This is a genomic window from Streptomyces sp. NPDC054849, assembly GCF_053610945.1.
Genome location: NZ_JBSGZI010000163.1, coordinates 1 through 10,831, shown reverse-complemented (window position 1 = coordinate 10,831; position 10,831 = coordinate 1). Strand labels below are relative to the sequence as shown.

The following is a 10,831-nucleotide window of genomic DNA, read 5'->3' as shown; positions in this document are numbered from 1 at the left end:
GGGTTTCCGGTTTAACGCTATACCCGCCGCCGACTTCCGCCTTGGTGCCCGCTTCGCCGTGTCGACGAGCAGGGCATCCCCGGCGGTGACGCCGACGTCGCGAGTGTCATGTCCGTCATCGCGTACCTGAACGGGGCGGCCTGGAAGGGTGGGCGGCTGCGGAGGGTCGCGTCCACCACGGCGCCCAGCGGCCGCCTCCGTCGCCAGGGCTCGCTGTTCGGGGTCTGCGCACAGTGCCCGGATGGCCTGTCCGAGCAGGTGGACGGTGGTTTCGTGCCCGGCCTTGAGTATCAGCCGGAGATCGCCGACCAGTTCGATGTCGGACAGGCCGCCGGCTTCGTCGGAGACGCTGACCAGCCCGCTGGGAGGTCCCCGCCGGGCTCGCGGGGCTTGCGTACGACGAGTTCGCCCCGTAGGCGTGCATGGCGTGGTGGGCGGCCGCGGATGCCTCGCTGGTGCTGTGAGCGGGAGGGTGCGCGGTTTCGGTTCGTCCGGCTGCTGCGTGGTCGAGTTCGGATCCGGCCGGACATCCCGGGCAGCCGGGAACCGTAGCGTGCGAGGCGGCGGTGTCGAGCGGGCGCAAGAATCGTTTGAGGAGTGTGACCGCTGATCAGCGAAAGTTCTTGCCTCATGTCCCGGGGCAGGGGCGGCCCATGCCCGGTTCCCTCATTCCTCCGCAGATCCAGCCGCACGCTGCCGGATCCGGTCGCCATGCCCGCCGGGTCGGCACCCAAGACGTCGCTGACCAATCCGCGCCCCTGTATGCGCGGCTGGCAGCGGAATGGACTGCCCGCGGCGCCATGGTGCCCGGTCTGCCCGATCCCCTCTGGGAGCGCCTGATCTCACCGGAGCACTTCGCGAGGGAAACCGAATCCATCCTGCGCCGGCTCCACTTCGCTGCGGACCCGACCCCGCCCTTGTGCCTGCCGGACCCGGAGGCCGACGAAGCACCTGAACCACCCACCCGGCTCCGGTGAGCCTGCAACCCACCCGCTGGCGTTCCAGCGTCACCCACAGACTGGCCTGCGAGTCCGTTGAGCTGAATGAGCGGCGCCTCGGCGGGGGCGAGCTGCAACGTCCGCGAGCGATCCTGGCCGCGCTCAACTGGTCGCGGAGAGCAACGTGGACGATTTCGGTGAGGCGCCGGGGAGCTCCGCAGGGAGTTGGACGGCCGCGGGTCCCGGATCACCGACAGGTGCGCGTCGTCCGCGACCGGTCCGGACAGGTCCACGTCCGCCTCGTATTGCCGCTTGTCCTCCGCCGGTGTGGTGCCAGTCGAGCGAGTACTCGGCTGCCGTGTCCGCCAGGCGCACGGGCAGCTGCCCCGCAGGACTCTGCGGCTCGTGGCTCGCCGAACCATCCATCACAGCCTGCCACTCGGTCGACGACGGCACGCTGCCGAGGTCGAAGCAGACCGATCCCGGCTCGCTGCCGTCAGCCGGCCACACCCTCACCGACCCCTCGTGCGCGCCTCCCAACGCCTCAAGCGGCCTGTCCATGACGGTCACCTCCAGCGGCGCGGGATCGGGCCGGCCCAGATACCGGTCCACGACGCCCAGACTGACTGGCCCCTGCCCAAGCCGACACGGCGCTTCCCTGCCCCCTTCCCAGGACGATCGACGGGTTGCTGACTCCGACCGGGGTGGTGCCGTCTGATCGCGGTCACGAGCAGGCCGCCCCGCACGAAGGCCGGCCAGGCGGACCAGGACGAGGCTGCTTTGAAGGTAGAGCGGCCGCGACGGGAACAGCCGGGCCGGTCGGCGCGGTTGCATCGACCGAGGGACCGGAGCCACGGGCGGGGAGCACGGAGACCACAAGGTCGTCCCGCCCCCACCAGGATCCGGGCCTCCAGGATCGCGGTACGCCCGCCGCGCACTCGGACCAAGAAGTATTTCTGCAGGAGGACTGTTTCATGACCGACCGGCCCTTGACGCTCATGGCAGTACACGCGCACCCCGACGACGAGGCCACCGGAACCGGAGGGGTCCTCGCGCGGTACGCGGCGGAAGGCATCCGCACGGTTCTGGTGACGTGTACCGACGGCGGTTGCGGTGACGGACCCGGGGGTGTCAAGCCCGGCGATCCCGGGCACGATCCGGCGGCCGTCGCCTTGATGCGCCGTCAAGAACTCGAGGCGAGCTGTGACGTCCTGAAGGTCAGCGATCTGGAGATGCTGGACTATGCCGACTCGGGGATGATGGGCTGGCCGAGCAACGTCGCCCCCGGATCCTTCTGGCAGACCCCCGTGGAGGAAGGCGCCGCCCGACTTGCGGACCTCATGCGGCGCTACCGACCCGATGTGGTCGTCACCTACGACGAGAACGGCTTCTACGGTCACCCCGACCACATCCAGGCCCACCGCATCACGATGGCGGCGCTGGAGATGACCACGCTGTCACCGAAGGTGTACTGGACGACGATGCCCCGCTCGGGGATGCAGCGGTTCGGGGAGATCATGCGCGAGTTCCATGAGGACATGCCGGAGCCGGATCCCGCCGAGGCCGCCGCGATGGCCGAGATCGGCCTCCCCGACGATGAGATCACGACGTGGGTGGACACCACCGCGTTCAGCGGTCAGAAGTTCGATGCGCTGGCCGCGCACGCCAGTCAGGGCGAGAACATCTTCTTCCTGAAGATGGGCAAGGAGCGGTTCGGCGAGTTGATGGGCATGGAGACCTTCGTACGTGTCAAGGACGCCACGGGCGCGGCCGTGCCCGAGAACGATCTCTTCGCCGGACTGCGCTGATCCGCCCGTCCGACCGCCGTCCGGGACGGCTCATCGGTCGCCCGTCAGTGCCGGCGCGGGCAGCCCGCACCCCCGGCCCTGGCCTCGCTCAACGCATCAGGGACGACCGCATCCGTCTTCGGCGGGGCGGGCCGCACCGTTTGACGGGTCGCCCCGCTTTCTGGGGGAAGGTCAGTGGCGGGTGTGCAGCTGCCTTAGACGTCGTTCTTATGGCGTGATCGTGCGTTGAACCGTGCATGGCGAAGCTGGTGGAGCGGTTGGTTCCGGAGGTGGTGCCACCGACCGAGGTGATACGTCCGCGGGGCGGGGGCCGACGGCGGGCCGGTGACCGCGAGGCCTTGACCGTGATCATCTTTGTGGCGACCTCGGGCTGCACTTGGCGGCAGCTCCCGCCGGTGTTCGGCCCGAGCTGGCAGACGGTATACCGACGATTCGCCCAGTGGAGCCGGGCCCGTGTCTGGGCGAGGCTCCACCGCGTGATTCTCGACGAACTCGGCGCCCGCGGAGAGCTGGACTGGTCGCGCTGCGCGATCGACTCGGTGAGCCTGCGGGCCGCGAAAGGGGGTCTTTGACGGGACCGAATCCGACCGACCGTGGCAAGTTGGGATCGAAGATCCCCCTGATCACCGACAGAAACGGGCTGCCTCTGCCCCTGGGTATCTCCGGCGCGAACCTGCACGACAGCCGGGGGGTGGAGCCGCTCGTGCGCGGCATCCCGCCCATCCGATCACGCCGCGGGCCTCGACGCCGACGGCCGACGAAACTGCACGCAGACAAGGGATACGACTCCAACCACCTGCGTCGATGGCTCCGTGCGTGGAATCCGCCATCGCATCGCCCGCAAGGGCATCGAGTCCTCACAACGACTCGGCCGCCACCGATGGGTCGTCGAAAGGACGGTGTCCTGGATCGCCGGCTGCCGCCGACTCCACCGCCGCTACGAACGCAAGGCCGAACACTTGCTCGCCTTCGTCGGTATAGCCGCAGCCCTCATCTGTCACCGACGTTCAACCCGCTGATGACGTTCCAGCCGCAGCTCAGCAGGACGTTACCTCGGGGTCGAAAGTGCGCAGGCCCCAGGGTTCCAGTGTGCTGTCGCAGAGTTCGGCCAGGAACTGCACTGCCCCGCCCTCGTAATGCCACCAAGCTCCGCCGCGACCGGCCACGGTAACGAACCACTCCTGCGGGGTCTCGCCAGCCGTGCTCCACATGAACTTGTCGCTCTCGTCCGACTCCGACCACGGCAGAAGGCCGCCCGGTGCGGGATAGGCCTGCAGGCCGAGATCGGGTTCCAGCCAGGCATCGACAAGTACATCCAGCGTGCTCTGAAAGTCGCAGTGCACGAGGTGTTCTTCGCCCGGGTCGGGCAGGCTGACGAGAATGTAGTCGCCGATGGCGAACGTCGGGTACCACTCCGCGAGGTACTCTTGTAGTCGGATGGCAGGGCGGTGCCCAAGCTCTCCTCGACCAGAGTCCAGTCGAGCACAGCCGGCACTGATCGGCGATGGTCGACCAGGCCTGGGATAGCACGCTCAAGCGCTGCAAGAGCCTCTGCCGTATCGGTGATACGGCACTTCGGCCTCTGAGTAGACGCCCACCATCGTGCGCATCGGGTGCGCAGGGGGGTCCACTTGGTACGCAGCATCCGGTTGGGGAGTGCGATGCAGCGTGCGCGACCACATTCCACCGGTGCGTGCGGGGTGCCCACTGGGGCGCCGTCGGCATTGCGTGTCCGGGTGGTACGGACCCGGCGGCAGCGGCCGTGCGGGCGGGCCCTGGCGCATGACGCGGAGGCGCAGTATCCGCGACGTGAGCAGCTCACCCCAGGTCGACCGACCGGCAGCTCTCCGATCGGCGGCTCATGCGTGATCACGGCAGTCGACGAGGCGGAGCAGGACCGGCTGCTGGACATGGGGGCCGGCGCGGGGGGACCGACGCGGAGTTCACGCCCGCACCGTAGACGGGCGGAGCCGACCAGCTGAAGGGCCGCCACCTGCAGGGGCGGCGGCCTTCAGCGCGTCCTCGTGCCCGCGCCCCGACTGGTTACCGGTCGTCGTTCTCGTCGCGCAGGTCATCGAAAGACGACTGGCGGCTTTCCTGCTCGCGGTCCTTCAGTCTGTCCTGGGCCTCCCCGCCGTGCTTTCGCACGTCGCCCTTGCCGGCTCCCCTTGCATCCTCGTCCTTCTTGCCGGTCCCCATGACCTCCTCGGCCGCCTCCTTGAGCTTCTTGCCTTTGTCCTTCATGCCCATGGCTCTCTCCTCGTGCTCGGGATGGTGGGTCCTCCCCAGGAACGCACGGGACGGCAGGTCGGCCCTACTGGTCCAGGCCGTTCGGGTGACTCCGCCGGGCTGGAGGTCGGCCGGCCGGGCGGGGCTGGCTCGGGGCGGGGCGGGGCGGGGCGGGGTGAGTCCGGGAGGGGCGGACGGTGACACGTCGGGAGGCCGAGACCAGGGCAGCGGGGTACAGAGACAGAGACCAGCGGCGCATGCGATCACCGTGCCCATGCGGCCGGCCTGATCCTGCAAGAAGAGGGCGACGGTGAGGAGCCCCGCGGTGACGCTCAGACCGCCGGTGCGATGCCGAAGCAAGCCGCGGAGTCGATGCCGGGACCCGGAACCAGATCCGCGAGGGGTTTGGCGCAGGGCGTCACGCCGCGCGCCGCGGTTGTTCAGTGAGGAGCGTGCGGCCGTAGTACCGGGAGAGGTCCCGCATGCACCCCGGGTGGCGAGGCACCGGCACGGAGTCGGGTACGTACGCCGCATCACCCGAAGCCGCCCCCCCCGCACGCGAACACCGCCCGGCCCGCCCCTGTACACACAGGACTACGACGTACTGGCCCCCTTACGCCCGGTCGATGCCGAGGTCGGCGAGCGTGGGCGGCGGAGGCGGAGCGTGCGTCATAGTGTGGCCGCTGACCGGTCACGGTCGTGCGGGAGCCGTCCAAGCGTGACCGCACGGAGCAGCCATTCCACTGGGCCGTACCGGTGTCGGGCCATCAGCCGAGTACTGAGGGCGAGCTGACCGGCGTAGAGCACGAGTGCGCCGAGTGTGACGGCGGCTGGGCTGAGGCGGTCGTACAGGGCCAGTCCGTAGCCGGTGAAGACGAGGGCCATGACCACGGACTGGCTCAGGTAATTCGTGAGGGCCATCCGGCCGGCGGGAGCGAAGATCGCAGCGATCCTGGCGCCACAGGCGGTCTTCACGAGCAGGAGCATGCCGCAGATGTACGCGGCGGTGAGTGCGGGGGCCGTGACGAGTCCCACCATCTCGCCGAGGAGCGACCACCGGGGACCGAGCGGGCCGCTGACGGCCAGGGCCATGAAGACGCTGCCGGGCAGCCCCACGGCGGCACCGAGTACCAAGACGCGGCGCAACCGTGCACGGTGGTTCCCCGTGTCGGCGAGCAGACGCCGCTTGCCGCAGTGCAGCCCGATCAGGAAGGCCGCCATGACGAAGCCGCTCATCAGCAGCGCGGCGAGGAGTTGGTCGGGCAGCTGGCCGATGTTGGCCTGCACCACGGACGATGCGTCGCCGCGGTATCCGGCGATCAGTTCGGGCAGGCCTTCTGCGAGTGCGGCGTCCGGTTCGGCTGTTTCGGCATCCGACATCAGCAGGGTCCCCAAGCCGAGAAGGAGCAGGCAGACGCTGAGGCATCCGTACAGGATCCGGGCGGCGCGCAATGCCACACCGGGTGCGCAGTCGCGTGCGGCGATGAGGATCAGGCCGAGCACCGCGTACGTCATGAGGATGTCGCCGGTGTACAGGAGTACGGCGTGCAGGGCTCCCAGGACGAGCAGGCAGAGCGAGCGGCGCAGCAGCCGGGGAACAGCGCTCGCGCCGTCGCGTTCGGCGGAGGTCAGCTGCAGGGTGAAGCTGTAGCCGAAGAGGAACGAGAACATCAGGTAGAACTTGCCGACCGCGAAGGTCTGGACGAGACCCTCGACGGTCCGGTCGAGTGACGAGGCACCCGGATCGGTGATGGCTCCGAGACCGTACGGACCGGCCATCATCGACGCGTTGACCAGCAGGATGCCCATGAGAGCGAACCCGCGCAGGGCGTCGACCTCCGGTATGCGTGCCGACCGGTCTCCTCGTGCGTGCGCAGCCGTCAAAGGCACTGCTTCCCCCAAGTAGTCGTGGGTGTGCGGGCTCCCCCCCGTGTCCAAGAGGCGGCCGGCGTGGTCGAACGGTCCCGGGCAGACCTTGGCAGACCTTGGCAGAGCCGGCAGGAGGAACACCGACCTCGGTGGGGTGACGGTAGCCCAGTTCCAACGCGAGATGCCGAAGGTCACGCGCGTCCGGCACGGGAACGAAGCCGTCGCCGAAGAGACGTCAAGGTTCCCCGGACCGCGCGACCTTGACCGATCCGGTTACCGGCCAGCTGGTCGCAACGCGCCTTGGCGGCCGCGAGGTTCTCCTGGAAGCGTTCGCCCGCGAGGTTCCAGAGGCTGGGCCGGGGTTGTGGTCGTAGGCGGTGGTGGAGGCCGCCGATCCGGAGGCGGTCCGGGCGGCGCTGCGGGCCGATCGGTGCCGGGGTGGCGGCGGAGAAGCCGACGGAGGCCCTGGGCGTGCCGTCACCGCGGTGGCGGCCGCGGGGGACCGCGGCGGCCGTCGGCCACCTCGCCCGCGCCGGCCCCCTCGTCTGCTCGGCCCGGACACGGAGTTTCCCCGACGTCCACTCGGACCAGCTGCCCGCCCTCGCGCGCGGCCGGGGCCTGCCGGCCCTGCTCGACCGGCATGGCCCCCTCGGCCCGGACGAGTCCGCCCGCCGGTTCGGCGTCCGCCGACCGCCGACTTCGACCAGGTCGTCCCGCGAGGGTTCCTCTCCCCGGTCGGCTTGATGGAGGCTGACCCCGGACGAACCGGCACGACCGGCGACGGGTGCCCTGCCCGAGGGGCCGTCCGCGTGTAACGCAGGCGTGGCGGCTTCGCTTCTCTACGGTGGACTGGTGAACCGCCTCCTGCCGTGGCCTCGAAGAGACCCGACCGGTCGACCGCCCTTGCGAACGGACTACGCAGGTGCTCTCTACGGGTCCCTGCTCGCCGCTTCCGTCATCGCTGCCTTCAGCGTGGGGGGTGACTTCCCCCGACTCACTCTTGTGGTGCTGCTCCTCGTCACTGGCCTGGTCTTCTGGGCCGCGCACGTGTATGCCCAACTCGCCGGCGAACGGATCTTCGGCCAAAGCCTCGGCTGGGCCGAGGTACGGCGGGTGGGGCGGCGCGAGTGGCCGATCGTGGAAGCCGCGATATTGCCCGCCGCGGTGGTGGCGCTGGGCCCCGTTCTGGGGTTCGGGCTGAGCGGTACGGCGTGGTTCGCTCTGGCAGTCGCTGTGGCGCAGCAGGTCGCCTGGGCCTGCATCGGTGCTCTCCATGCCGGCGCGTCACGTGCGCGGGCGGCAGTCGAGGGGATCGTCAACCTCGGCTTCGGGCTGATTATCGTGGCGGCGAAGTCTGCCCTCGGACACTGAGGCGGCTGTGGTCGGGGCGGTCCCGCCGGTGGGAACCACAGGTACGCAACTCGTCCGCCCCTCGAGCCGAAGAGCGTCACCACCATGTGGAAGGCCGAACGTCATCGCCCTGTGCATCAGATGCGGTGGCCCGGAACTCGACCCGTCAGAGGGACTCGAGCAGCCCGACCAGGGTGAAGACGGTCCCGCACAGAGCGATCACCGTGCCCACGAACCGGTAGAACCCGGCGGACGCCACCCGCCTGGCCGGACCCAGGTCCCCCCGGGCGTGCATCGAGAGCTCGGCATTGGCCGCCGCCCGGCGTTCCAGTGAGGCGGCGGCGCCGCGGATGTTCAGCGCGACCCAGGTGCCCGCGGCATAGAGAGGGAGTCCGACGGTCAGCAGGACGAGGGCCGTGCTCAAGGTGCCTCCGCGTGTTGTGGGGATCGCCCGGAGGCTAGCAGGGGCGGTCGGGCGGCGGGCGTGCGGGCGTGCGGGGGCGGGGCGGGGCGGTCTGGGTGAGGGCGGCGCCCGCCAACGCCGCAGGTGGGTGCCTCGCCCGCATCCCGGCGGGAGCGCGGTCCCGGATCGCGGCCGGTGTTCGTCACCACCGCCGTCCTGCAGGTGCGCGGCGCACGCAAAGCGCGTACTGAGCAGCAGCTCGGGGTGACGGTTGCCCGTCTGTGCGGCCTCCCGTACCGTACTGCCCGCTACGCAGTATTGGTCTAGACAAGAGGTGATCCGTGGACTCGGTTCCTGAACGTCCCATCCGCTGGGGCATCCTGGCCACCGGGGGTATCGCCGCGGCGTTCACCGAGGACCTTCACCGAACCCCGGGCGCGGTGGTCGCGGCCGTCGCCTCCCGCGACGCAGGGACGGCACGCGCGTTCGCAGCCCGGCACGCGATCCCGCGAGCTCACGGATCATGGCAGGGCCTGGCCGACGATCCGGACGTGGACGTGGTGTACGTTGCCACGCCGCACGGCCATCACCATCCGGCCGTCGAGATGCTGCTGGACGCCAGGCGGCCCGTGCTCTGCGAGAAGCCCCTCACCGTGAACAGCGTGCTGGCGCGGGAACTGATCACCCTCGCCCGCGAGCGCGGCACGTTCCTGATGGAGGCCATGTGGATGCTCCTGAACCCAGCCCTGCGCAAGGCAGCCGACCTCCTCGCCGACGGTGCGATCGGCGAGATCCGCTCCCTCCATGCCGAACTCGGCTGGCGTGCCGAGGTCGACCCACGCCACCGGCTCCGCGACGTCACCGCGGGCGGGGGCGCCCTGCTCGACGCAGGCGCCTACCCTGTCGCGCTGGCGCACTTCCTGCTCGGCAGCCCGGACCGCATCCAGGCGCATGCCAAGCTGACGCCGGAAGGCGTGGACGAGCACACGAGCATTCTGCTCGGCCACCCCGGCGGGGCCACCGCATCGCTGACCTGTTCCTTCGCCGCCACCTTGAGCCAGGCCGCCGTCGTCTACGGCACACGTGGACGCATCGACATCCCGGCGAACCTGTTCAACCCGCACGGGATCGTCCTCCATCGCGAGGGACTCGAACCGATGCACTTTCCCTCCCCGGCCGTCATCGGCCACGGCTACGGACCGGAGGCCGCCGAGGTGATGCGCTGCCTGCGAGCCGGGCAGACCGAGTCGTCCCTGGTGCCCCTGGACAGCACCCTCGCGGTTCTCCATACGCTGGACGCCGTCAGGCAACAGATCGGCGTGCGATACCCGCACGACGATCACGACTGATCTCCGCGACTCCCTCCCGGGCTGTCGAGGGAAGGGCGGAAGCGCCCCGCCGGCCCAGTGCTCATGCGGTCAACTCCGGCCACACCAGATTGCTTTCGGCCAAGCAACCCGATGGTAAAGCAGGCCTCAAGTGAAAATATGCAGGTCGCGAGGTCGACACCGCAGGACGCCATCGCTCGTTGGCCAATTCGAAGAGTCCGACAGTGGTCAAGTGATCGTCTTGTAGGTAACGTTCACGTGTGCCCGGCGTCCCGCAAGTCGAGACGGCGAGCGCACCGTCGGACTTCTCTCTGACCAAGAGCGGTTCGGCAACGACCAAATAATCGGGGGAAAGAAGTCCGGGGGGACCTTTCGGTTTCCACGCCTGTTCAGGTTGCCCGCCAGGGCTTCCTCCCCCTTGCGACAACGCAAGGGAACTAAGAAATGAATCGCAACACTCTCAGGATGGCAGCCGTCTCGGCCGTCGCCGCCCTCGCAATCGGCGGGGGCGCCGGGCTGGCCCAGGCCTCGACGGCCTCCGTCGCCGCGCCGCAGTCCGTCTCCGTCTCCGTCTCCGAGCAGGCGGCGGCGCAGCAGTCCGCGCGTGCCCTCCTGTCGGGCTCGCTCGCCTCGCAGCTGACTGCGACCGAGCGCGCTGAGATCACCCAGATCGCCAACGGCGAGGCCTCGGCCGCCAGCAGGTGGTCGGCGATCCGGGCGGCCTTCAGCAAGGTCGGCGGCTTCGCCAAGGCCATCGCCGGCAAGTACAGCGACTTCAAGAAGTGGTACGACGGCCTGTCCTGGTGGGCCAAGGTGCCGCTCAGGGCCGTCATGCCCGGCCTGACGCTGCTCGACGTCTACAACGCCCTGCACTGATCGAGCGGGAGGGCCGGGTCCACCCGGGAT

At 69.7% G+C, this 10,831-nt stretch carries 9 protein-coding genes and 1 pseudogene; 6 read left to right on the top strand and 4 right to left on the bottom strand.

Annotation, left to right across the window (positions count from 1 at the left end):
- Window positions 1–653 precede the first annotated feature (653 nt).
- The 3 genes and pseudogenes from ACWGIF_RS36915 (at window position 654) to ACWGIF_RS36905 (ending at window position 3,765) form a co-directional block, all read left to right on the top strand.
- Window positions 654–977, top strand: coding sequence for a hypothetical protein (locus tag ACWGIF_RS36915; protein ID WP_453504115.1), 324 nt, complete (start codon window positions 654–656; stop codon window positions 975–977).
- 935 nt (window positions 978–1,912) lie between these two features.
- A complete protein-coding gene (locus tag ACWGIF_RS36910; protein ID WP_453504113.1) occupies window positions 1,913–2,746 on the top strand; it encodes a PIG-L family deacetylase in 834 nt (277 codons plus the stop codon).
- Window positions 2,747–2,982: 236 nt separating this feature from the next.
- Window positions 2,983–3,765 (top strand): annotated as a pseudogene (locus tag ACWGIF_RS36905) (IS5 family transposase).
- An 18-nt stretch (window positions 3,766–3,783) separates the two neighbouring features.
- On the opposite strand, the gene ACWGIF_RS36900 reads toward ACWGIF_RS36905, so the two are convergent.
- The 3 genes from ACWGIF_RS36900 to ACWGIF_RS36890 all read right to left on the bottom strand — a co-directional run bounded on the left by ACWGIF_RS36900 (window position 3,784) and on the right by ACWGIF_RS36890 (window position 6,784).
- Window positions 3,784–4,089 (bottom strand): hypothetical protein, encoded by a 306-nt coding sequence (locus ACWGIF_RS36900; protein WP_453504112.1) that lies wholly within the window; start codon window positions 4,087–4,089, stop codon window positions 3,784–3,786.
- A 700-nt stretch (window positions 4,090–4,789) separates the two neighbouring features.
- Window positions 4,790–4,996 (bottom strand): hypothetical protein, encoded by a 207-nt coding sequence (locus tag ACWGIF_RS36895; protein ID WP_453504111.1) that lies wholly within the window; start codon window positions 4,994–4,996, stop codon window positions 4,790–4,792.
- Window positions 4,997–5,644: 648 nt separating this feature from the next.
- Complete coding sequence (locus tag ACWGIF_RS36890) at window positions 5,645–6,784, bottom strand: DUF418 domain-containing protein (protein ID WP_453504110.1); 1,140 nt, start codon at window positions 6,782–6,784, stop codon at window positions 5,645–5,647.
- Window positions 6,785–7,846: 1,062 nt separating this feature from the next.
- Between ACWGIF_RS36890 and ACWGIF_RS36885 the strand changes: the two genes are divergently transcribed.
- Complete coding sequence (locus tag ACWGIF_RS36885) at window positions 7,847–8,215, top strand: hypothetical protein (protein WP_453504108.1); 369 nt, start codon at window positions 7,847–7,849, stop codon at window positions 8,213–8,215.
- 145 nt (window positions 8,216–8,360) lie between these two features.
- Here ACWGIF_RS36885 and ACWGIF_RS36880 read toward each other — a convergent pair whose 3' ends face one another.
- Window positions 8,361–8,618 (bottom strand): hypothetical protein, encoded by a 258-nt coding sequence (locus tag ACWGIF_RS36880; RefSeq protein WP_453504106.1) that lies wholly within the window; start codon window positions 8,616–8,618, stop codon window positions 8,361–8,363.
- 320 nt (window positions 8,619–8,938) lie between these two features.
- Here ACWGIF_RS36880 and ACWGIF_RS36875 point away from each other — a divergent pair, with 320 nt between their 5' ends.
- Together ACWGIF_RS36875 and ACWGIF_RS36870 are read left to right on the top strand one after the other, a co-directional pair.
- Entirely contained in the window at window positions 8,939–9,946 is a 1,008-nt protein-coding gene (locus ACWGIF_RS36875) for a Gfo/Idh/MocA family protein (protein WP_453504105.1), read from the top strand.
- Between the two features lie 423 nt (window positions 9,947–10,369).
- Window positions 10,370–10,801 (top strand): hypothetical protein, encoded by a 432-nt coding sequence (locus tag ACWGIF_RS36870; RefSeq protein WP_453504103.1) that lies wholly within the window; start codon window positions 10,370–10,372, stop codon window positions 10,799–10,801.
- Window positions 10,802–10,831 lie beyond the last annotated feature (30 nt).

What these genes read in the sequence shown, in the direction of transcription:
- ACWGIF_RS36915 (WP_453504115.1), top strand. Translation starts at nt 654, where the DNA reads ATGCCCGGTTCCCTCATTCCTCCGCAGATCCAGCCGCACGCTGCCGGA.
- ACWGIF_RS36910 (WP_453504113.1), top strand. Translation starts at nt 1,913, where the DNA reads ATGACCGACCGGCCCTTGACGCTCATGGCAGTACACGCGCACCCCGAC.
- ACWGIF_RS36895 (WP_453504111.1), bottom strand. Translation starts at nt 4,996, where the DNA reads ATGGGCATGAAGGACAAAGGCAAGAAGCTCAAGGAGGCGGCCGAGGAG.
- ACWGIF_RS36890 (WP_453504110.1), bottom strand. Translation starts at nt 6,784, where the DNA reads ATGGGCATCCTGCTGGTCAACGCGTCGATGATGGCCGGTCCGTACGGT.
- ACWGIF_RS36870 (WP_453504103.1), top strand. Translation starts at nt 10,370, where the DNA reads ATGAATCGCAACACTCTCAGGATGGCAGCCGTCTCGGCCGTCGCCGCC.